We start from the raw sequence: 23862 nt of genomic DNA, 5'->3' as shown, positions 1-23862 counted from the left end.
TTTTCGTCCCTGTTATATGCCTGTTGGTACTTTATTATCACGGGAAAGTACCTGCTGCCGTTACTTTCCGGCGATTCGTGCTTTTGTGAAGCGAAAAATGTTTCATCCATGTAAAAAGAGGGAATGTACTGTTCCGCACCCGGTATGTCCATTATCCGGTACAGCTGAAAACAGGATAAGTATCTTGGATTTTCATTTTTATGAGACAGTCCGTATATCGCAAAAATCAACCAACCATTTGTATGAGAAAGTCATTTTTATTCCTGTTGTTGTGCATGTCCGGGGCGTCGGTATATGCACAGCAGGTACTAAAAGGAACCGTGAAGGATGCGGTTTCCCGCCAACCGGTTCCCGGCGCCACCGTAAAAGTAATTGGTTCGTCCAAAGGCGCTACCACCAATGAAAAAGGGGAATTTGAACTGAATGTTCCCGTCAATGCGCAACTGCAGATCTCCTCTGTAGGTTTTGAAAATGTAATTGTTGCTGCCAGTATTATCCAGGCTTCGCCGGTATGGTTGAAAATCAGGGCTATTAATCTCACGGATGCCGTGGTAGTAGGTTACGGCACCCAGCAAAGAGGCAAAGTAACCAACGCTATTTCCACTGTCAAAAGCGATGCTTTATCTCCTGAAAAAAACATTGCCAGCGATTTCGGGAAAGCGCTGACCGGCCGTGTAGCGGGCGTATTTGTTGCGTCTAAAGACGGAAGTCCGGGTGGCACACCCAATATCCTCATCCGCGGGGCGCAGTCGGTGAATGCGGCCAGCACCAATCCGCTGATTGTAATAGATGGTTTGATCGTAGAGGGAAGTACCATCTCTATCAACAATATTAATCCGCAGGATATTGAATCCATTGAGGTATTGAAAGATGCTGCATCAGTGGCCATTTATGGCGCCAGGGGCTCTACCGGTGTGATCATTGTTACCACCAAGAAGGGCAGGATGAACAGTAAGCCTGCTTTCAGCATCAATATGTACACGGGAGTGAACAATGTGCCTACTTCCCGGCATATGCTGAATACGGAAGAATACAGTTCCGCTTTCCTGGATGCCCGCAATAACCGTATTGGCGATATCAATACGTTGCTGTCGGATCCCGGCAACCTCACGCCCGGCAAGATCAGCCAGTTGACCAACGAAAAACAAACCCTGCAAAGCCAGGTGAATGGCCTGCAAATGGCGGATCGCAGCACCGACTGGATAGACCGGGTTAAAAATAAAAATGCGCCGGTGAATAATATCCAGGCCAGTATGAGTGGTGGCGGCGACAGGAATAATTATTATATGTCGCTGGGCCGTTATGCAGAAGAAGCCACCATTGGTACCGGCAATTTTGAAAGATATACAGGCCGCCTGGACGTAACCCAGCAGGTAAACAACTGGCTGAAGATAAATGGTAACATCAACATTACGCAATCGGTCAGGAAGAATTTCAATAACCCGTTGGTCGCTGCATTCAATGCACGGCCAGACACCCCGGAAGATCCGGTACTGAACCCCGATGGCTCGCTGGGTTATTATGTTGGTCAGCAGCAGCATCCGCTGGGCGTAATGATGGATAACAATAACAAAGACAGGAACAATGTATACCTTGGAGGTTTATCTGCAGATATTAAACTACTGCAGGATCTGTCGTTCCGCTCCTCTTTCAATGCCACCAAGTTCAATGACCTGAACACGGTTTTCTACCCTCCTACCGGCTACCTGGGCGCTTTTAACAAGGGCGTTTTAAAGAACAGCGGCGTGGATAATTTCTCTTATAATTTTGATAACTATTTCACCTATACGAAAAAAGTCAGCCGTTTAGGAATCAATGCCACCCTGGGTTATACTTTTTATAACAACCAGCTTAATTACTTTGGCTATGAGCTGAATGGTTTTCCAAAAATAGATGGTATTACTGGTGGCGGCGCTGGCAGCACTTATGGCAGCGCATTTGCCATTGGCAGTAATAATACCAGTAACAAAGAGGTATCGGATGCTTATTTTCTACGCACGGGGCTCGACTGGGAAGGCAAATACCTTCTCAATGCTTCCATCCGCCGCGATGGTTCTTCCAAACTAAATGCGGGTAACCGGTATAGCTGGTTTCCTGCGGTATCGGCAGGATGGGACATAGCGCGTGAAAATTTTCTTGCCGGCAGCAGGTTGGTGAACCAGCTGAAAATCCGCAGCAGTTATGGTATCAGCGGCAATATCCGCCCGTTGGGATATTTTGATGCGCAGAATCTGCTCAACGCTACTTCTTACGTAAACAACCCGGCATTGATGCTGAACACCGTTATAGGTAATCCGAATATCCGCTGGGAGCGCACCAAACAGGTAGATGCAGGTATTGATGTGTCGCTGCTGGGCAACAGGCTCACGTTGGCGGCCGACTATTACAATAAAACCACCGACGGTTTAATGAGCAACAATGACATCTCCTGGATTTACGGCGCCAGCAGCATACCGGATAACATAGGCAGTATCCGCAACTATGGCGCTGACCTGGAACTGGCGCTCAGCAGCCGTGCCGGCGCAGCGTTTTCGTGGAAAGTGGAAACCAATATGAATATAAACAGGAACCAGTTATTGTCTTTGAAAGACTCCCTTACTACTTATGGCGCCTATGTATTTGGCGGACCTATGACAAAAGCCAAAGTGGGGCAATCACTGGGCTCCGTACAGGTGTATGAGTCGCTGGGCGTAGATCCTCAAACAGGTGATATGTTGTATAAGGATCAGAACAAGGATGGTAAATGGGATAACAATGATATGATCACCGTACCCGTGGCGTTGCCTACATTTACCGGTGGCACCAACATTACCCTGTCTTACAAAAACTTTACAATAGATGCGCTGTTCAACTATGTGGTAGGCAATAAGGTATATGATTTCTATGAGCAAACATTACGCAACTACAGTCCCGATTTTTACGGTGTAATGCCTAATAAATTTGATATCATCAATAAGCGCTGGAAGCAAAAAGGTGATATCACGGATGTGCCAAGGGCCATTACAGGGCCACATGGCGCCGGGCAAACGGCCGACTGGAACTATCGTCCTTCCACACAATTTATCTACAACGCCTCTTATGTGCGTTTGCGCAATATTTCCCTGAGCTATAACATTCCAACGGCAGTTTTAAGCAAGGTAAAGATCTCACGGGCACGCATCTACGCATCTGCCCAGAATGTATTTACCATCACGAAATATATTGGGTTTGATCCTGAAGCAGCCGCTAATAACGGTATTGTAAGCTCCAACCTGCCCAATCCGCGTGCAGCCGTTGTAGGTATAGATCTTTCATTTTAATCTGGCATCACATGAAAAAACATACTTTATTATATTTTGCTGCTATTGCCACCATCAGTTTTTCTGCCTGCAGTAAGCAACTGGATGAGGTGGCGCCCGATACGAAGATCGGTTTTTCGCAGCTCAGTAAAAACAATCTGCCGCTGGTGGTCAACGGCGCCAAGCTGGCACTCACCAACAACAATGCATTTTATCTTTATTATGCGTTCCAGGATATTATGAGCGACGACTTCCAGTCGCTCACCTTCCCAACCTACGACAACAATAACATCGCGCCCAATGATAATTCGCTGCCTGTAGTGTACCGGCAGCCTTACCAGTGTATTGCCAATGCCAACATGGTGATTCAATATGCCAGCGGGTTTCCTGGCGATAGTACCATCAGTGCTTCGCTGGGAGAAGCCTACCTGTTGCGCGCCTTCTCCTATATGCTGCTTTCTGAATGCTTTGGTGATGCCGCTATCATAAAAGGCGGGGAAGATCCCAAAAGCCGGCCGGCGCGTAGCCCGCTCACAGCAGTCAACCAGCTGATTGAAGCAGACCTGAAAGCGGCTGCTACGCTGCTGGCAGATTACACCAGCCCGGTAGCCGGGTCCAAACAGGCGGCGCAGCTGCTCCTGTCGAGGATATACCTGAACCAGGGGCGTAATGATGAAGCGCTGGCCCAGGCAACAGCGGTGATCAGCTCCGGGAAGTTCAGCCTGCAATCTAACTATGCCGATATTTTCAAATCGCAGGTGAACAGTGCAGAAGCAGTGTATAAGATCAATGAAACCAGTACCAGTACCTTTTACGGACTACCTGCAGTGTTTGGTCCGGGTACTTACAACGGCGTGAATATGTCCGGTTCCGGCAACACCTGGGCCGACAGTAACCTTGTTAAATCCTATGAGCCGGCAGATGTGCGCAGAACTTGTTTCCTTCGTACCAAAGGCGCCGCTATCATAGACTCTGTATACTTTCTCACCAAGTTTCCGGCAGAAATTACGCCTTCGTATATGGTTTGCCGTTATAGCGAAGCATTATTGATTGTAGCGGAAGCCAATGCGCGTAAAGGCATAACAGATGTAAGCACGTATAACCAGCTGCGTACGGCCCGCAAAGCCAGCACTGTCAGCAGCAGCGATTTCAGCAGTCCGGCCGCATTCCTTGCGGTGATAGAACAGGAACGCCGCAGAGAGTTCATCGGCGAACGTTTAAGATGGAGTGACATGCGCCGCTTTGGTAAAATGGACGGCTGGCTGCAGTCGTTCGGGCAACCCATAACGCATGCCTTGATGCCGCTGCCTTCCAGGGAATTTTTCATCAATCCTGACCTGGCGCAAAATGCAGATTACAGTAAATAAAATATTAAAATAATAATTTAAACAAACAATGATGAAGAAAGCAATTTTCAAGATTTGTGTAGCGGTGCTGGCCATACCCGCAGCATTACAGGCGCAACAGAACAAGTTAGTTAAATCGGTCACGGTGAAAGGCACTGTTGAATTTACCGATCCCAAACAGGCGGTCAATAAAGTATTTTTGTCGAAAGATAACTTTAAAGGAAAACCTGTGGTAGTAGATTCCTGTGAAGTAGGCAAAGACAATTCTTTTTCTTTTAAAATTAAGCAGGACCACCAGGGCATTTATATTATCAATGCGATGAACTGGGACCGTGCTACCTTCTGGAGCGACGCCGATGTAACGGTACATATGAGAGGATATGATACTTCGAAGTATAAAGTTAAAATTCCGCACTACAATTATGTAGCAGGATCTTACGACAATAACTTTGTGAACCTCCGCGAGCTGAACAACGAGCTGAATTACCGCAGGATGGTAGATGAATACAACATGGAGTATTATGCCAAGAAAGCCACTGATACTACCTGGTACGCCTATATGAGGGATCATCAGAAATATAACCCGATGGGCGAGGATTATAAAATCCGCGAAGAGGTGCTTACCAAAGCGTATGCCGACCGCCCGGTGATGGTATATGCCATCCGTGGAATGGCTGGCACACAGGCAGGTACACAATACGACAATGCTATGAAAATGCTGGAGGTGCTGATAGCGCGTTATCCGTGGTTAACAGAAGCAAAGCTGCTGAAAGAAACTATTATTACCAACAAGGCACAGGCCATGCGTTTGAAAGCAGGACAGCCTATGCCATCCGTGCAATACCCTGATGCCAATGGCTCGTTAGCCGGACTGGAAAAATACAAGGGTAAATACCTGTTGGTTGACTTCTGGGCGAGCTGGTGCGGCCCTTGCAGGCAAGCCATTCCAAAAGTAAAAGAGCTGTATGAAAGTTACAAGGCAAAAGGTTTTGAGGTAGTCAGCATTTCCATCGACACCGATAAAAATGCGTGGGAAAAGGCCATGAAAGAAGAAGCTATGCCATGGGAACAATTGCTGAGTGATAACAAGGATAAGACCATGGAACAATTCCAGTTTTCCGGCATCCCTACCATGTACCTGGTGGATACCGAAGGAAAAATTATGGAACGTTTCACCGGCTACAGTGATGACGCAGAAAAGAAAATAAAGGAAAGCCTTGCAAAAGGCACCAAAGCCGCTCCTGCAAAACAGGCTGCCTCTGTTCCAATGTCCAGTTTCTAAACATCATACACCAACCATGAATAAAAACACACTGATAATGGCCGGCAGCATGCTGCTGGCCGCTTTTCTCCCGGCAACCGCACAAAAGAAATACAAGATAACTGCCCATATCAAAGGCCAGGACGACTATCGTCTGAGCCTGTCGTATGTAACCGCCAGCGGGCATATGACAGATACGGTAATTGCCCGCAATGGTGATCAGTTCATTTTCTCCGGGCAGGTACAGGAGCCTGTAGTCGGTACTTTTTTGTCGCGCCACCCTGCTTCAAAATTTGAAATGGTGAAAGGCGGTATGTTTATGCCGGCGCCTAACCTGGAAATCCTCCTCACAGAAAATACGGATGTAACCATTACCGGTGATGCCACCGAACTTTACAAAGCAGTAGTAAAGGGCGATAAAGCCAATGAAGAACTGAATGCACTCCGGCAACGGGAAATGCCGCTGGTATCAAAAGTATGGGAGCTGAGGAAGAAGTCGGCCGCCATGCGCAAACCGGAAGACAGCACCGCCAGGAAAGCGCTGACAGTAGAAATGGCCGCCGCCAATGAACAGCTCACGGTTATGCGTAAACAGTTTGTGGCAAAGCATCCTAATTCTTTTGTAAGTGTTATGTTGCTGGCAAGGTTGCAGGGCGACTATGATGCGGTAGCCTATGAGCAGGCGTACAACAAGTTAAGCGACACGTATAAAAACACTTATTTGGGCAGGTACCTGGGTTCCCGGATATCCGGCGCCAAAGCTACCAGCGAGGGCGCCATGGCTATTAATTTCACCAAAAAAGATAATTACGGTCAGCCGTTTACGTTATCCTCACTTAAAGGAAAGTATGTATTACTCGATTTCTGGGGAAGCTGGTGTGGTCCTTGCCGGGCGAGTCACCCACACCTGAAGGAAGTGTACGCAAAGTATAAAGATAAAGGATTAGAAATAGTGGGGGTTGCAGACGAAAAAGCCAACAACCTGGAAGATGCAAAAAAAGCATGGTTAAAAGCTATCAGTGATGATGGCATCGGCTGGATACAGGTACTTAACAACTATGAAAAGGCGTCTGCCGATTTAGCGATGGCATACGGTATCACCGGGTTTCCTACTAAGATATTGCTGGATAAGGACGGGAAAGTGTTATTCAAACTTGTTGGAAGCGGCGGGGATGAATTGGATCAGAAGTTGAAAGCGGTGTTAGGTAATTGAGGAAGGAGGCCGGCTTATTACATGGAGCCGGCTTCTTTTTTATGTTTAATGCCATCATCTTAAGAAACTGTAGAAGATGCCTACCTGGAAACCGATCCATAATTTATTACTGCGGCTTGCATCCGGAGAGAAATTATTGCTGATGGTATAAGGTGGTTTAAAATATTTTACATTAGCGAGTGCCTCACGCTCCTGCTTTCCCAGGGCACGTGGTTTTCCTTCTGTGTAATAGATTGTTTGCAGGCTATTCAGCGCCACCCCAAAGTGAAGCCGCCAATGATCGCCTATTTGTTTTTCCCCTGCCAGGGATAATTTATGCAGCTGTGCTTTCACTGTTTTTTGCAGGAATGCCAGCGAGTCGTAGTTCGCTTCCATGCTCCCTGTAGTACCCTGCAGGTGTAAGCGCCAGTTGTCTGATAAACCTATGGAAGTACCTGCGCCATACCGGAGCATGGAGAAAGAAAAGTTAGTGCTCCAGGAACCGACGAGGTAAAGGAACGGCAGTCCTGCGTGAATGGTTGGATTTACATAAAAAGATTCATCTGCTATCATTCCTGCGGCGGCATAGGGTTTTAATGTGAATGGGGATTCGCTTCTTTTAGCGCCGGCAGGTGGTGCAGTTACCAGTGGCCTGAAATAGCCGGTATTCTTTCTTATAGTGTCCGGCGTGGGAAATGTAACGCCCGCCTGTTTGGTAGTCACCGGGGAAACAGGGATGATGGCAAAACGGGCAGGTGGTATTACGCTTTCCCGTTTTACCACTACAGGAGCTTTTTTTGTAAGAATAAGCGCTGGTGCATCTACAAAAATAATATGACCTCCCAGCACGCGGTAATCAATTCCGGTATGTTCACGCAGCTCTGTGAGCAACCTTAACAAAGATTGCGTTCCTTTTTTTACATGCACGGTCCTGGAGGTTGAAAACTTCCGTGTGTTCACGGAAAACCGGATACCTGCCTGTTTGCTGACGAGGGTCAGCAAGGCATCCAGGCGCATATCTGCAACGGGAATGGTCACTTCTTCCTGTAACTTCACAGTAGCTTCCTGAGCAAAAACGGTGGCTGTTAAGAGGGTTAACCCTGCCGCTATAAAAAATTTCGACAGCAGACTAATTACATCCTGTCCCACTGATATATATCCTGTCATGCTCAAATCTACATTGTACATTCAACGTAACTGAAATCACTTCAAATACGTATTGTATCGGTTTATTCTCAAAGGCACTGCTCATGGTGCAGTTCTCCAGGCGTTTATCTTCCAGGATCACTTTAATGTTGTATGCCTTTTCCAGTTGAGTGATAATTTCTTTCAACGACGCATTTTCAAAATTAAAGATCCTGGTGGCGTATCCCGTTTTATTGGGATTAAAGGCGCCTGTGATGCTGAAACGTTGGGAGATGGTATTGTACTCCAGCTGCTGTGCTGCTTTTACTATTATAGCGGTATCTCCCTTGCTGACCAGTACAGCGCCGCTGGTAACTGCTACTTCAATCACGGCTGCCAGTTCACGGACATTAAAGGCAGTGCCTAATACTTTAATGCGCAGGTCCCCCACTGATACTATAAACGGTTTTAACGGATCAGAAGTTACATTGAACCAGGCTTCCCCGGTTAATTGAATGAACCTTGTTTTATCTGCGAGGCCCGGGGTATACCTGATAGCCGAATGGCTGTTCACTACTGCCAGGGAGTGGTCCGGCAGGGTATCGCGGTAAATGCCGGTGGTGGTTTGCCTGATCACCAAAGGAGCAACTGCAGGTGATGGCCGCCATATAAAGTAAAGGGTGGCGGCGCCTATCAGCACCAATATGACTGCGGCCATGCGCCAGGCGCTTCTTTGCGGTTTATGCCCCACTGCCTTTTGTTTGATTTCATGGAGCAGGAGCGCTTTATCTGGCAACTGGTGATGTGGGTTGTTCCCGGCTACTTCCCAGGCTGCTGCTGCTTCGTTGTATAATTTGCGGTGATCCGGGTGCTGCGTGATCCAGTCATCCACGGCCATCGCTTCTTCCGGGGAGGCTTCCCCGGAAAAGTATTTCCCTAATAACCCGTATAACAGCTCCCCGTTGCTCATTATGGTTCTAATAAAAGTAAAATAAATACAGCGATCGTTATGTCCGACAGCTCCTCACGAAGGATCCGTAAAGCCTTTCCTATCTGGGCTTCCACGGTTTTTACAGAAAGGTCCATTTCTGCCGCAATATCTGCATACTTCTTTCCTTCGAACCTGCTTTTGGTGAAGATCAGCTTACATTGTGGCGGTAATTTTCTGATGCATGCCATAATTCGTTGCTGCGTTTCCTTGCTGACCAGGGCATTCCTGAATTCGCCGGCAGGATGATTGTTGGTTGTAGCGTAATGATCTTTTATTTTTCTATGTCTTTTTATATTAAGACAATAATGGTAGATGGCAGTATACAAATAGGATTTCACCGACTGCTGCCCGTCTATTGTTGCCCTTTTCTCCCATAACTTCAGGAAAACCACCTGTACTGCATCTTTGGCCTCCTCATTATCTTTTAGTATGGTGAAGGCATAGCGGTGCAAACCTTCAAAATACGTTTGAAAGTATGTTTCTATCTGCCTGTACAGGTCATCTGCCTTGCCAATATGTGCGTTCAATACAAAACCGGTTACCGTGATTGAAGTGATCGTTCCCTGGTAATACACTTCAGCTTTCAAATCCCCCTATCTGTTTCAAAAAATAATTTTTTAATGATTCCAGGTAAGGGTAAAAATGAATCGAAGTGTATTAGCCCAAATATCTGTACCATGACGAAAACCATCAGCAAAAGAAATCTCATCTGCCTGATAGCCGGGATAGCCCTTGTTATTTTAAATTCGGTTTCCTGTAAAAAGGAAAACAACGGCGCCAACCCCGCTCCCATACCCAATGAGCCGAACCCCGAGCCCGGGGGGAACGATCCTGCCGCTCCTAACCTGCCCGGTACACTTTACGACTATGTGGGTACCCGCAACAATATGCCTCCTTACATGCAGGCATTTATGAATGCCAATCCTACCCTGGACAATACGCCTGTTGGCAATCCTATTACCAATGCAGGAGCTACCCTGGGCCGGGTATTATTTTATGACAAGTCGCTGTCGGTGAATAATACCCGGTCGTGTGGTTCCTGTCACCACCAGGACAAAGCCTTTACCGACGGCGTAGCCACATCCGAAGGATTTGAAGGGAATTTAACCCGGCGCAACAGCATGCCGGTGGTGAATCTCCGCTTCTTCCGGTCGGCCACCATGTTCTGGGACATGCGGGCCAAAGATATTGAAACGCAAACGCTGATACCTGTCCTGGATCATATAGAAATGGGAATACCTTCCCTCGCTGCTCTTGAAACGAAATTAACAGGGATAAGTTACTACCCGGCATTATTTAAATCTGCTTTCGGAAGCGAAGTGGTTGCCTCCGATAAAATAGCCAAAGCAATATCGCAGTTCCTGCGAAGCATTGTATCCTTCAATTCCAGGTATGATCAGGGAGTAGCCACGCAGTTCAGCAACTTCAGCGCCTCAGAAAAAAATGGCATGCGGCTGATGCAGGCGGATTTCTGCACCGAATGTCATAGCGACTTCTCCACCGCCGGGGTGGGTAAAAACGCCTCCTACCTCATTGTGGACAATACGGGGGTGAATACCGGGTTTGGCTCCAACAACGGGCTGGAAAGTAACTACACCGACAAAGGTATTGGTGAAATCACCCACAAGCCCGCCGACCAGGGTACCTTTAAAATTCCAAGCCTGCGGAATGTGGAGCTGACCGCCCCTTACATGCACGATGGCCGCTTTGCCACACTCGAAGATGCGATAGAACACTATTCCACCGGGATCAAACAAAATCCGAATATCGGGATACAATTTTCGGGAATACAAAGCGGGGGGTTAGTGTTTTCCGCGAAAGACAAGAATGATATTATTGCTTTTCTTAAAACACTGACCGATCAGTCGCTGGCAACAGAGCCGAAGTATGCGGACCCGTTTAAATGAGGTGGAGAAGGCGTTTCATTGAGTGTGAAACGCCTTCTTTCTTAGCCGCATAAATGGCCGGTAATCACCTCCCCGGCTTCAGCTCCAGCACCTTCACCTGGAACGGCGCCAGTTCAAGGGTAATCGTTTTCTCACTATCCATCTCTTCTTCTTTTACATCTTCCGTAACATTCAAAACAGCAAACTTTGTATGATAGCCAACCGGCAATTCCAGCACTTGTTTTAAGTTGAAAGTAATTTTTTTAGTTCCGGGAGATGGGTTCCTCCATGTTACGGTGCCTTCCTGGTGGTTCCACGCGGCAAAGCCATACACTTCCTGTTTGCCGGGGTCACCACCCACCCAGTGTACATCGGATAATACATCCCGGTGCTTTTCGGACCAGCGCATGGCTTTAGCCAATACATTCCAGCTGTTGCTGCTCATCAGGTGCGGGTTGATATACAGTTCCTGCATGCCGGTGCCGGTGCCAAAAAACTCCCAGATATCTTCCGTAATACCTTTGTCGTCGTTGGTGAAGCCGGCGCCCACGCCATTTTCATTATTGATTACCACGCCGTGATACATCATAGCGTTGAGTGGATAGAGTTTTGCGCGTTGCACTACGTTCTTATATACTTCCGCATCGCGATAGCTGATCCATTGCTGCCTTTTGGTGCCGGCGCCCTGTACGTCCATATCGCCACCGGCGCGCCAGATGGCGTCGCCATAATTGAGCCAGTAAGGAGAAGGCCAGGTGCCTACCGTTAAATTAAAGAAGAGGTCTGGTTTTATTTTGCGCAGATCGGTGATAACGCGTAAAAATGCTTCCACATCTTTAGCGTACTTCTCTCCTGCCCCGCTGGCGCCGTTGCCTGCGCCTACGCCGTCGAATTTAAAGCTCACCACGCCCTGGTCTTTCACAAAACCGGTGGTTAGTTTTTTAAAGTAGCTGAAGTAATTTTTATCCGCCAGGCTAAGGCCATTTTCATTGGGAGTAAAGGGAAGGCCGAGCGTTTTAATGCTGGCAAGGCGACTGATCTTTTCCTGGTCGTAGCCGCCCCAGGGAGACACCCATACGCCCATGGCAGCATGATACTTAGCGGCCAGTGCTTCCATGTGCTTAAACCCGTTGGGCAGGTGCCTGCTGAAATACCAGAGTTTATTGTAATCATCCCAGCCGCTGTCCCAAAGGAAAGCGCGGATCTTTGCTTTGCGTTTTACTACGAGGCTGTCGCCAAACATGCGGATACGGTCCATTGCGTTGGCTTCGGTAATTTCCCTGCCGTCGTAACCCACGTCATACCAGGAGTTGTAGTGTGGAAAAGGACGGTAAGGCACGGCGCGCACTTTTTCCAGGTAGTAAAGGAAACCGCGACGGAGCTGTGTTTCCGGGGTAACGCCCCAGGCCGTGCTCACGTCAAACCCGTTGCCGGAGCGCAGCGTGGCAGATGCCGCCACGCTGCTTTGAATACCTTGGCCTGTTACACGCCCCTGTGCCATCGGGTGCTCCAGCGCAAAGAAACTGTTGCCGGCTATAACCGGCGAGCCGTCCACAGTGCCGGAAAGCTGCGGCTGATAGGCCAATGGAACATTTACCAGTAACAAATCGTCCACAGCCGACGCAGGATCGGTGATATGGAAATGTTGCTGAATGAAGTTACACTCGTTGTGCAAAGTGATCCTCCAGATCACCTGGATATCCTTTGCCGTATTTACCAATGTAAAGGTGAGCTGCTTACCGGGCAGGCGTTCTATCAAACGTACTGCGGTTGGTGAAGCAGCGATGTTACCGGCGTCTTTTGCGCTTACCTGGAAATCAGCGGCGGTTAATACGGTTCCATCTTTCAATTTTAATTCAAACAAACTATGTTGCGGAAAAGAGAACGTTTCCGCACGCAGCTTATCCGTAAACGTTACCTGTTGCAGGTGGTTTTTCAACACGTTTACCTTTACTTCCAGTATATTATTCCCCAGTGTATTGACAGTGGGTTGCACCACTGCCGCGGTGGGCGTTTTACCTGCATAATATACCTGGGCAGATAACGCCAACCGGGATAGCAATAAGATGGCAATAAAAACGGATCTTCTTTTCATGGCTTGTGCTGTTGAACGGAGGATAATGTTAGGCGATTTCACCCGGCTTTTCCAGCACAAACGATTGCGTGAAATAACAGTATGCTACATCTTTTCTTTTTTCCGGATCTCTGCAAACAAGGCTTTAAAGGTATCTGCATTATCCTGCGTTGGTTTACGCACGCCTTTACGGTTGTAGTAAGCGTCAATAAATTCTTTTGTATTTACCCACATGGTTTCAAATACGCCGGGCATCCGTTCAGATAACGTATAGGAAAAGTCTGCCCGCAGCGCGTTTTTCCGGGCGGCATATACCTGTTCCAGTTGCGCCAGCGCCACGTCTTTTTTTCCGCAGGCCGAAGGCAATACATGAAATCCTTTGATGGCAAAGTAAGCCGGCGTGGGTGGTGCATCTTCATATTTCCAGTCGCAGATCATGATATCTTTCGGGATCATATCTATAGCCCTGGCGGTATTGTTCATACTGGCCTGCCATCCGAGCAGGTTGGTTTCTTTTCCGTCTATCAGGCGGTCGCTCCACATCCACAGCTGGCAATTTTTTTCTTTGAGATGCTGATGCAATGCGTTTACGTAGCCGGCAAACAGTTCGGCTTTGTCGCGGCCACCGCAGCGGGGACACTTGTCATAGCCGAGAATCCACACTTCATCAAGTCCCACGTGAAGCGCATCGGCGCCGCATACATCAATGAGTTCATCCATCAGGGGGAAAATGATCTTGAACAGGTCGGGGTGCAGCGGGCATAGGCTTTTGCTGTAGAAGTCGAACATACCGCCATTTTTCCAGGGCACCGGCGGATTATAATCCGGTGACTCGTCGAGCTGCGGGTAGTTTTTCAGCAATGGTCCCATTTCTGTTTGTTCCGACTGGTGGGCCAGCAGGTTCATGGTTGGGATAAAGCGGATGCCGGCTTCCTTGCAGGCAGCTACAATCTGTTTAAGGTCTGCTTCCGAAATCACGTTGCCCTCGACCAGTTCAGGGTGCGATTTAAACTGGTATGCATATTCAATCCGTAATGCCAGTGTGTTTACACCTTCTGCCTTCAGGGCTTCTTTGATAAAGCGGCATAGCAGCGGCACATCCTGGGGAGCTGGTACGCTGAGCAGCAGGCCTTTTACAGGCAATACATTCCATTTAAAATCTTTTGGTGTTTGCGACATGGCAGTTGCGGGCAACAGCCATAAGGCCATATAAAACAGGACTTGTTTGAACATTACTGAACATTTAATTATCTGAGAAAAGTGGCGACCCGTTTACGGGCCGCCACTGCTACTTATTCTGCCGTTACTTTACGGATACGGTTATTGTTGCGGTCGAGTACATACACTACGCCGTCTTTGTCAACTGCCACGCCGGTAGGTGCGTTGAACAGTGCTGCTGCGCCGGCGCCATCCGCAAATCCTGCGGTGCTGCCGCCTATATAGGTGCTCACTTCCCAAGCGCCGGCGGTGATGAAGCGGATACATTGGTTGCTGTTAACAGATGATCCGTCGGCACTGCCGTTACCGGCCACGAACAGGTTGTTGGCTTTATCCACGATAATGCTCCAGGGATTTTCAAAACGTGCAGCGGTACCGGTACCATTTACCAGGCCGGTTTGATTTTCCGCGCCGGCAATGATAGTGGGCGCCCAGCTACCTGCAGCAAACTTTTTGATCACGGAGTTTCCATTCTCTGTTACAAATAAATTCCCTTTGTCATCTACCGCTACATCGGCGGGTCTGTTTAGCCCGGTGATGATAGGTGTAACGCTGCTGCCATCAGGCGTTACCTGGTAGATGCTGCCAGGGCTGCCGTTGTTGGCGTAGTACAGGGTGCCGTTGCGTTTATCGATGCCAATACCCCAGGCTTCGCCCCAGCAAATACGGGAAGTGGTGCCATCAGATGTGATTTTGCGGATGGTCCATGCGGAAGGGTCGGATACGAATACATTCCCGCTGTTATCGGTTACAATATCAAAGGGTAGATAGAACTGTGCGGCGGGGCCTTTGCCTTCCACATAACCGGAAGTGCCGCTGCCGGCGAGTGTGGTGACGGTACCATCCGGTGCAATTTTTCTCACGCGCAGATTACCTGCATCGGCTACATATACGTTTCCGTTATCGTCTACATCAAGGCCGCAGCGTTTATCAAAATTAAACGCGGCGTTTGAGCCTTTGCCATCGGAGTAGCCTGCCGCGCCGTTGCCTGCCAGGGTTGTTACTTTATAGGAAGATAAATACAGGAAGTCTTTGGGAGCGGTACCGGTTTTACCGTTAATGGTCACAACTACTTTACCGCTGCCGGCTTTTTCCGGGATTACCACCAGGATATGATCGCTGATAATGCCGGTGATAAGGGCTTTTTTGCCATTCACCGTAACGGTTACTCCATTGGTATCTTTACTGAAATTAGTTCCGTAGATCAGCACTTCCGTACCGGCGGCGCCGGTTTCCGGGGTAAATTTATCCACTACCACCGGTGCGTTGTTATCGTGTTCGAAATCGTTGTCTTTGTTACAGGCAGCGGCTGTAAACAACAGCCATACTGCCAGTAAGCGGTATATCATCGTTTTCATTTTTTAAAATTTAGGGAGATGTAAAACGCTTTACCAGCCTTTATTCTGCGTAAAATCAGGATTCTGGCTGCTTACCTTATCCATTTCACTTTGCGGAATGGGAAGCCAGTAATTTTTACCCGGATCGAACACCCTTTTTTCTATTACGGGATAGCGGTAGGAAACATTGCCCGTGCCGCTAACGGCTACGCCGTGTACTTCTTTATTGTCCACCTGTTCAGCGGTTTTCCAGCGGCGCACATCCCAGAAGCGATGATCTTCCAATGCCAGTTCTATTCTTCTTTCATGGCGGATCTTTTCGCGCAGGGTTTCTTTGGTTCCACCGCTGATACCCGGCATACCTGCCCTGGTGCGGATTGCATTGAGGGCATTGTATACTTCTGTTGCGGGACCTGTGGCTTCATTTTGTGCTTCCGCATAGTTGAGATAAAGCTCCGCGGTTCTGATGAGTACCCATTTGCGGTCGCTGCCACCGGTGCCTGCAAACAGGTCGACCGACGGGAGGAGATATTTCCGTGGCCAGTAGTTGGTGGCAATCTGGCCGGAGCGCGGTGCATCAGCCCCGTTCGGATCCAGTACCTTTCCTTTCCAGGAGGAACCAGGATACAGGATGGTGGCATAAAAGCGGGGATCCCTGCCATCGTACGGGCGTTGTGCGCTGTAGCCGGAAGCGGGATCTTTAATGGATAGGCCGGTGGTTTTCATTTCGTAATCGTCTACCAGTTCCTGCAGCGGCGTAATGTTGCCATAGCCGTTGGCGCTGCGGGGATTCATTTCCCTGTCGATGCCACCATCCCCGAAAGCGCCGGGCGCGGGGCGGCTCCAGATCACTTCACGGTTGAAGTATTGGGTAAAGATATCGCCGTAGGTGTCATACAGCGTGTAGCCGTTGGCGATAGCAGTGTCCAGTGCGGCCTTGCAGGCGGTTGCGGCGGACTGCCAGCGGGCGGCATCATTGCCTGGGTTGTAAAGCGGGCTGGCATAAAACAGCCGTACGCGGCCTTCCAGTGCCAGTGCAATCATTTTGGAGGCACGGCCCCAGTTGGAGGGACGGTCGTTGTAAGCGACCGGCAGTAAGGTACCGGCTTCCTGCAGGTCGTTCAGGATACTGGCGGTTACTTCATCGATGCTGTTGCGTTTGTAGTAAATGCCGGTTGGATCATCGAACGGATTTTTTTCCGACAGCAGCAGTGGCACGCCTCCCCAGGCGCGCATCAGTTCAAAATAGTAGAAGGCGCGCAGGGTGAGCACTTCTCCTTTAAGGCGGCTGCGGCGTTGCGGATAATTAGGATCCTGGGGCACGAGGTCGTACTGGGCAAGGAACTTATTACACGAACGGATCTTGCCATAATAGTCGGCCCAGGAGCTCTGCATCGGGAAGTTGGCAGGGCTCATGGAGCCGGTGTTGAAATTGCCGGCATCGGGATAAGAGGCGGAATTATCGCTGGCCTGGTTGGTTTCGTCGGTGGCGCTACTAAGCGGCCATGCCGACCCGGGCTTAAAAATATTGGGTAAGCTTTGGTAGATAGTATTCACAAACTTTTCGGCGTTTTCAATATTTGAAAACACTTCTTTTTCAGTGATCAGATCACTGGGCTTCCTGTCCAGGTAATTCTTACCGCAGGCAGTAACACACATGATCAGTACTGCTGCTATCCCTGTTTTAACGAAGAACGTATTCATGATTTTAATTTATCACAGGTGATTAAAGATTGATGGTGATACCGGCATTATACACGCGCATAATCGGATAAGGCTGCCAGCCCCAGCGGCCGCCGGTATTGGATTCCGGATCTATCCCCAGTTCCTTCACATTATCCCAGCTGATGAGGTTCATACCATTCACATAGATGCGTGCGCTTTTAATTTTTACCTTTTTCAGGAGATGCGCCGGCAGCCGGTATCCTATCTCAGCATTCTTTAATTTAACATAGTCGGTGTTCCTGATCCAGTAAGTAGAACTGACCGAGTTATTGGCCATATTACTTTCTGAAAGATGCAGCACAGGATAGGTGGCTTTGTCGGCGTTTTCAGGTGTCCACCTGTTCAGGTGCATGGGCCGGTAGCTTTCGCGGAAGTTGCCGGTGAGCTGCGAAGAGTAGATCTGGCGTCCACCGCCTGCACCCTGGAACAGCACACTTACATCCAGGCCTTTATAGTCGATTCCGAAAGTGGCCCCGAAATAACTGGTGGGAACATTCATCATGGGCAGCATGATCCTGTCGGCTTCATTGATCACGCCATCTTTATTGATGTCGGTGTACTTGATATCGCCGGGGATGAGTGGTGAAAAAGTTTGCTGCGGGCTTTTATTGATTTCATCCTGGTTGCGGAACAGTCCTTCGGCCACATAGCCGAGATCGTACCCGATAGGATGGCCTACTGCACTCTGGTAAGGATATGCCAGTTTGGGTTCATCCATCTCCAGTATTTTATTTTTCACATACTGGTAATTCAATTTTGAAAAGACGCCTACTGCGCCGATGTTGGAATTTACATTCAGTTCTGCTTCCACACCTTTATTGCGGATACGGCCCATATTGCGGTTCAACGATGCGGTGATACCGAGATAAGCAGGGATGGTGCCGGCGTAGGTAAGGATATCTTTACGCAGTTCATTAAAAATATCTACCGAAAACTTCACTTTATCTTTCAAAAATCCTGTTTCAATACCAAGGTTTGTTTTGGCGGCTTTCTCCCAGGTGATAGCAGTGTTGCCCACCCTGTTTTCATAATAGCCACCGGCGCCGGTGCCTACGCTGCCAAAAGTAAAGCCATCGCCGCGTGCGTAATCAGATACATATAACCAGCGGTCGCCGCCTACCTGGTCGTTACCCACATAACCGTGTGAGAAGCGCATTTTCAGGTAGCTGAACAACGACTGGCCGCTCATGAACTGTTCGTTACTCAGCACCCAGGCGGCAGAAAGCGCGGGGAAAAATCCGTACCGTTTACCGGGAGGAAAGTTCTCAGAGCCATTGTAACCGGCGTTGAATTCGAGGTAGTAGCGGGTGGCGTAGTTGTAAGCAATCCTGCCTACAAATCCTTCGTATACCCGTGGGAGGTTGCCCGACTGGGAGCGGTAATTGCGGTTGAACAGGAGTAAGCCTCCGAGTGAGTGTTTACCAAAGTCGCGGTCGTACATCACTTTCAGATCGTAGTAGTAATATCTTTCGCCGCTGGAATAACCGGAGCGCTGTAAACTGGTGGCCTTACGGTGCTGGGTATACGTACCATCTGCACCGGGCACTGATTTGTAGCGGTAGGAATCAAAGTCCTGGTCCAGTGCAAAGTTAATATCGCCATAGTTCTCGAAAGTAAAGAGCCCTTTCACTTTCAGTCCGGGTGTGATAAAGTCCAGTTTACGGGTGAGTGCCACGCTGCCGTTGGTGCTATGCCAGTAAGCATCGATATAACCGTTGCGGGTAAGTACGCCATACAGGTTGTAGAAATCTTCCCGCATGGTACCGGAGGCGATGGAGCCATCGGGGTTAAACACGGGTGTAAGGCGGTTGGTCATCTGCGATAGCAGTACCCAGAAAAATTCATTGTTGCCACGGTCCGCAGAAGGACTGGTACGGTTTTCCAGGCGGGAGGCCAGGTCTACCTGCAGATCGGTATTTTTATCGAGGGTGATATCTACGTTGGAGCGGAAATTAAAGCGGTCGTATTTGTATTTGATGCCGTAGATATTTTCATTGGCATGGTTGTATACCGGCTCCTGGCGCAGGTAAGAACCCGATACAAAATATTTCACGAATTTAGAACCGCCACCGATATTGATGTTCACTGTTTTCTGCGGGGAATAGTCGCGGATGATTTCCTTGTACCAGTCGGTATTAGGATAGTCATAAGGTTTCAGTCCTGTTTTATAATATTCCAGTTCCTGATCGGTGAATACTGCCGGCATGCCATCATTTTTGGCGGCTTCATTTTCCAGCAGTCCGGATTGGTAAGAATCGAGGAAGCGGGGAAAATTGGTGGGTTGCTGCAAGGCGTACTGCATGTTCACCTGGATGTTGGGCGGGCCGTCTTTACCACGTTTGGTGGTCACCAGCACGATACCGTTGGCGCCTTGTATACCGTATAACGCAGTAGAGGAAGCGTCTTTCAGGATAGAAACGGATTCTATTTCGTTGGGGTCCAACTGACCGATATTGGCATCGCCGCGGGGCAGGCCATCTATTACCACGAGCGGGTTGGTGGCGCCGGTGGTGCTGATACCGCGGATAAACAGCTGTGAGTCGTCGCTGCCGGGGCGGCCGGAGTGCTGCGCCGTGATGAGGCCGGGTAATCGTCCGGCCAGTGCGTTCGAGAGGTTGGCTACCGGGCTTTGTTTCAGCTCTTTTGTTTGTATACTGGACACGGCGCCGGTGATGCTTTGCCGTGTTTGTTTTTGTCCGTATCCCAGTACCACTACTTCGTTCAGGCCGGCATCGGAAGATTTCAGTGTTATGACGGCCAGCTGTGCGTTGCCTTTTACGGCGATTTCCCTTGTTTCAAAGCCCAGGTAGGAGATAATGAGGACGCCGTTTTCCGGGACGGTTATTTTAAAGTTGCCGTCTACATCGGTGGTGGTACCACGACTGGTCCCTTTCAGCTGGATGCTTACGCCGGGCAGCTCAGGGCCGTTCTCCGCCGTTACCTTACCGGTTACCGTGATATCGGCTGTACTTTCCGAGATGGCTACCAGTCCGCCTTCCAGCATTTTATACCGGAAATTTTTCGCCAGCACCTTATCCAGGATCTCCGGCAGGGTGGCTTCTTTGAAGTTGACATCTACCTTTTCATCTTTCGGAAAAGTTTTGTAGTTGTACAGAAACCGGTAGTCACTTTTCGTTTCCACCCACTCCAGCAGCTTATGCAGGGCAATTTGCCGGCTGTTGAGCGTGAATTTGCTTTGCGAATACACTTCGGCGCGCACCTGTAAAATTGAAGCAGTAATAAGGATGAGACAAAGCTTCATACACAAGAATATTTTTCTCACTGAATAGTTGGAAAGGGCTGTTTTTGAACACAGCTTTTTTTTCATACATTTGAAATTGAACGTTAGACATTAGAAACAACGGGCATCCCGCACGGATTACGTTGTTTCGTACCATGTTTGGCTTTAGGGGAAGTGTTGCCGCACTTCCCTTTTTTTATGGGCGGAAGGAGTGGTTATACAGGTTCGGTTGGAACCGGGAATATTTTTTTCATCGTGTTACTGTTTGTTTTATGATCTGGTTGATTAATGATGTATAAAGATGGTATCTCCCTTTATCGTGAAATTAAAATCGGCAGTGACCTGTAATGCTTTGAGCGCTTCGGTAACGGATTCTTTCTTGAACGTGCCTTTAAAGCGGTAGTCGGCCGGGAAGGTATCTGTTAAGATAATTTTGCGGTTGTACCAGCGGCTCATTAAGATGGTCAGTTCAGTGAAAGATTTGTCTTTGAATTCCAGGCGGTCGTCCATCCATACCAGTTCGCTTACCTTTTTGCTGGTCACATTTGGCGTTATTGTTTCCACAATGGCCAGTACGCTGCCCCAGTCGAGGATACGGCCATTTGTTACCGGCGGCGTTTTTCCTTTCTTCCTGATGGTGAGTTTTTCACCGGGCGCCAGTACCAGCCTTTTATCCGGTTGCCCGCTGAGACTTACTGCCACGCGGCCGTCTACCAGCGTGGTTTCCATGCTTTCATCGGTTTGGTAGGCTTTTACGTTAAAGCGGGTGCCCAGTACCTGCACGTCCACACCCGACGTATGAATGGTGAAGGGGTGTGTTTCCTTTGGCTTTACTTCAAAAAAGGCCTCTCCTTTGAGGTATACTTCCCTGCTGCTGTTGCCGATGTTGGCCGGATAGGTAAGGTGACTGCTTACATTAAGCCATACCTGTGTGCCATCTTCCAGTTGTACTTTTTTGCGGATGCCGTCTTTTGTATCCGCCGAGAGCTGCCTGTTAGCGCGGGGAAGCAGCGTCCAGATGCCGGCGCCGGCCACCAGGAACAGTATGGCTGCGGCTATGCGCCACCTCCGTTGTTTAAGCGGGTGAATTTTTGCCGGTTTCGGCTCCACCCATTCTCCTTCCTGTTTCAGTCTGCCTGTAATGTCGTGGTACATCTGCAGCAGATCCGGCTGCGGATCGCTGCCAGGGGCTTTTGCGGACCGGTATGTTTCATACCAGGCTTCCAGGGCATTCCGTTCCTCTTCGGTACCCCTGCCCTGCAGGTATTTTTCCAGTAATCCTATCAGTTGTTGATCACTCATTATTTTGGTTGTCTGTAGTATAGACACAGCAGAAAAAGGCTACCCTACCCCCTGGCAGATATTTATTTTTCCGGGCGTTTTATGCGGTGCGTCCTTTTTTTTATATCTTATGCTTTTTAAGGGCAGCCGGCAACCATGTGATCCGGCTTAAGTGGCAAGCATGACGGAGTATATTGCATTACAGGATGAAGCTTTACTGGCACTACTGGCGAACAATGATAACAAGGCTTTTGAAACCTTGTACCAGCGCCATGCAGCGGAACTGTATCAACATGCATACAAGAAATTCCCGGCGCCTCATCTGCTGGAAGATATGATCCAGGAAATTTTTATCTCCCTGTATAAAAAACGCGCTACCCTTACCGGCATAAAAAACGCCAAAGCATACCTGCATGGCGCGCTGCGCAACAGGATCCTGAATGAACTGCGGAATTCGCTGCTGCATGAGCAGCATCACCAGCAACTTCCCGTAACTACTACCGCCGAAACAGACAACACCTACGATCTGAAATTACTGGAACAGCGGTTTGCGCTGGCGCTGGATAAATTAACGGAGCGCAGCCGGGAAATATTCCTGCTGAGCCGCCGGGATCATTTGTCCAATAAAGAAATCGCGCAGCGTTTGGGCATTTCTGTTAAGGCCGTGGAAAAGCACATGGGAAAATCGTTGCAGGTAATGCGCGGGGAGTTTAAAGACTATGGCCTGGTAATAGTGCTTTCAGCGATCTTGTACCAGTAAAAAAAGAACCGGGCAAGACGCCCGGTCCCCTCTTCTATTTGCGGAAATAACGCGCATTCAGCAGCAACATTGATAACAGCATGAGCGCAACTCCTGCCCATTGCAGACCGTTCACCGGTTCCAGCAGGATGAAATGCGAGCATACAATGGCTACCGGTAATTCGGCGGTCATGATCACCGCGCTGATCCCCGCCCCTACTTTGGGGATTCCTTTGGCAAACAGCAACGGCGGAATAATGGTACCAAAAAGCGCGAGGAACAACGCCCATTTCAGCAGGCCCGTGTCGAAGTGGGTACTGGCGATCAGTTGCGGTGCGTTTACAAGGAAAATACACAACGTGGAGCCAGTGATGATGACCGCACTTTTCTTTCCGGTATCCAGCGATTTGCCTACGCGGCTGTTGGCAATGATATACACGGCGTATAAAAAAGCAGACGCGCCGGCATACAACAGTCCTTTTACCGACAAGCCGGAAAGGCTGCCACCGGCCAATCCGCTGCCCAGCCAGGTGCCCACCAGGATCAGTATGGTGGTGATAAGCTGTAATAAGGAAGGCATCTTTTTAAACAGCAAGGCTTCTATCAGCAAACCTATCCAGGTAAACTGCATCAGGATCACGATAGCTACCGATGCCGGGATATAGGCTACCGACACATAATATACGAAACTGGTAAGACCAATACCGCCGCCTGTCAGCAACAGCCAGGCCCAATCGCCGGGCTTCACCGGGTGGCGTTGCCGCCGGGTGAGAAGATACAGGATCCACAAAACGATCATGCCTGTGCAGGCTTGTGTAACGGATATTTCCGCGGCTGTATAGCCTTCGCGGTAGGCTAATTTTACAAAAGTAGAAAGGATGCCGAAGCTGCATGCGCCGGCAAAAACCATTAATATATACCTGGTCATTATTTTCGGTTGTGTAATAAAAAAGGGAGAATATGGGTACACGAAAATAACCAGGTCAATAAACAGACTTAGTGCATATAAATGACGAACTGATTCCTGTAACAGGAATAGCTAAGAGCCGTAGTAGTGCTGGTTATTTTGCGAACAAAACAACAACAGCGGGCGGAGGTGTGCTTGAATAAATACGGTGCATTTGTGCTTGATTATGGGCAGCAAGATAGAAATATTTCTTTACATCTC

16 protein-coding genes are annotated in these 23862 nt (G+C 48.9%); 6 read left to right on the top strand and 10 right to left on the bottom strand.

Going from position 1 to position 23862, the window contains the following annotated elements; translation table 11 throughout:
* Positions 1-242: 242 nt before the first annotated feature.
* From AB6805_RS22180 to AB6805_RS22165, 4 genes are read left to right on the top strand one after another with little or no spacing between them, the layout of a single operon-like run.
* Positions 243-3299 (top strand): SusC/RagA family TonB-linked outer membrane protein, encoded by a 3057-nt coding sequence (locus tag AB6805_RS22180; protein WP_370911635.1) that lies wholly within the window; start codon positions 243-245, stop codon positions 3297-3299.
* Between the two features lie 11 nt (positions 3300-3310).
* Positions 3311-4645: a RagB/SusD family nutrient uptake outer membrane protein gene (locus AB6805_RS22175; protein WP_370911634.1), complete on the top strand. Its 1335-nt coding sequence runs from the start codon at positions 3311-3313 to the stop codon at positions 4643-4645.
* A gap of 31 nt (positions 4646-4676) precedes the next feature.
* The gene (locus AB6805_RS22170; protein ID WP_370911633.1) at positions 4677-5906 is read left to right on the top strand and encodes a TlpA family protein disulfide reductase; all 1230 of its coding nucleotides are present in this window, start codon (positions 4677-4679) and stop codon (positions 5904-5906) included.
* 16 nt (positions 5907-5922) lie between these two features.
* Positions 5923-7098 carry a redoxin family protein gene (locus AB6805_RS22165; protein ID WP_370911632.1) on the top strand — a complete coding sequence of 392 codons (1176 nt, stop codon included), beginning with the start codon at positions 5923-5925 and terminating at the stop codon, positions 7096-7098.
* A 54-nt stretch (positions 7099-7152) separates the two neighbouring features.
* On the opposite strand, the gene AB6805_RS22160 is transcribed toward AB6805_RS22165, so the two are convergent.
* Genes AB6805_RS22160 through AB6805_RS22150 form a run of 3 tightly spaced genes read right to left on the bottom strand, consistent with a single transcriptional unit; the run spans position 7153 to position 9780 of the window.
* The gene (locus AB6805_RS22160; RefSeq protein WP_370911631.1) at positions 7153-8244 is read right to left on the bottom strand and encodes a hypothetical protein; all 1092 of its coding nucleotides are present in this window, start codon (positions 8242-8244) and stop codon (positions 7153-7155) included.
* Complete coding sequence (locus AB6805_RS22155) at positions 8207-9172, bottom strand: FecR domain-containing protein (RefSeq protein ID WP_370911630.1); 966 nt, start codon at positions 9170-9172, stop codon at positions 8207-8209. Before AB6805_RS22155 ends, AB6805_RS22160 begins: the two co-directional genes overlap by 38 nt.
* Positions 9172-9780: an RNA polymerase sigma-70 factor gene (locus AB6805_RS22150; RefSeq protein WP_370911629.1), complete on the bottom strand. Its 609-nt coding sequence runs from the start codon at positions 9778-9780 to the stop codon at positions 9172-9174. Before AB6805_RS22150 ends, AB6805_RS22155 begins: the two co-directional genes overlap by 1 nt.
* Before the next feature lie 90 nt (positions 9781-9870).
* On the opposite strand from AB6805_RS22150, the gene AB6805_RS22145 reads away from it, so the two are divergent.
* Positions 9871-11100, top strand: a complete 1230-nt coding sequence (locus AB6805_RS22145; protein ID WP_370911628.1) for a cytochrome-c peroxidase — start codon at positions 9871-9873, stop codon at positions 11098-11100.
* 64 nt (positions 11101-11164) lie between these two features.
* On the opposite strand, the gene AB6805_RS22140 is transcribed toward AB6805_RS22145, so the two are convergent.
* The 6 genes from AB6805_RS22140 to AB6805_RS22115 all read right to left on the bottom strand — a co-directional run bounded on the left by AB6805_RS22140 (position 11165) and on the right by AB6805_RS22115 (position 21976).
* On the bottom strand, positions 11165-13174 hold the full coding sequence (locus tag AB6805_RS22140) for a hypothetical protein (protein ID WP_370911627.1): 2010 nt from the start codon (positions 13172-13174) through the stop codon (positions 11165-11167).
* Positions 13175-13258: 84 nt separating this feature from the next.
* Positions 13259-14386, bottom strand: a complete 1128-nt coding sequence (locus tag AB6805_RS22135) for a family 20 glycosylhydrolase (protein ID WP_370911626.1) — start codon at positions 14384-14386, stop codon at positions 13259-13261.
* A gap of 59 nt (positions 14387-14445) precedes the next feature.
* A complete protein-coding gene (locus AB6805_RS22130) occupies positions 14446-15729 on the bottom strand; it encodes an IPT/TIG domain-containing protein (RefSeq protein ID WP_370911625.1) in 1284 nt (427 codons plus the stop codon).
* A 30-nt stretch (positions 15730-15759) separates the two neighbouring features.
* Positions 15760-17412, bottom strand: a complete 1653-nt coding sequence (locus AB6805_RS22125; RefSeq protein ID WP_370911624.1) for a RagB/SusD family nutrient uptake outer membrane protein — start codon at positions 17410-17412, stop codon at positions 15760-15762.
* Positions 17413-17434: 22 nt separating this feature from the next.
* Positions 17435-20695 carry a SusC/RagA family TonB-linked outer membrane protein gene (locus AB6805_RS22120; protein WP_370911623.1) on the bottom strand — a complete coding sequence of 1087 codons (3261 nt, stop codon included), beginning with the start codon at positions 20693-20695 and terminating at the stop codon, positions 17435-17437.
* A gap of 264 nt (positions 20696-20959) precedes the next feature.
* On the bottom strand, positions 20960-21976 hold the full coding sequence (locus AB6805_RS22115; protein WP_370911622.1) for a FecR family protein: 1017 nt from the start codon (positions 21974-21976) through the stop codon (positions 20960-20962).
* Positions 21977-22136: 160 nt separating this feature from the next.
* Here AB6805_RS22115 and AB6805_RS22110 point away from each other — a divergent pair, with 160 nt between their 5' ends.
* Positions 22137-22715: an RNA polymerase sigma factor gene (locus tag AB6805_RS22110; protein WP_370911621.1), complete on the top strand. Its 579-nt coding sequence runs from the start codon at positions 22137-22139 to the stop codon at positions 22713-22715.
* Positions 22716-22749: 34 nt separating this feature from the next.
* Here AB6805_RS22110 and AB6805_RS22105 read toward each other — a convergent pair whose 3' ends face one another.
* Entirely contained in the window at positions 22750-23622 is an 873-nt protein-coding gene (locus AB6805_RS22105) for a DMT family transporter (protein ID WP_370911620.1), read from the bottom strand.
* Positions 23623-23862: the final 240 nt, after the last annotated feature.

Source organism: Chitinophaga sp. RCC_12 (genome assembly GCF_041360695.1).
Taxonomy (GTDB): domain Bacteria; phylum Bacteroidota; class Bacteroidia; order Chitinophagales; family Chitinophagaceae; genus Chitinophaga.
Note: the sequence above shows the minus strand (reverse complement) of the source record. Positions and strands in the feature narration are given on the sequence as shown.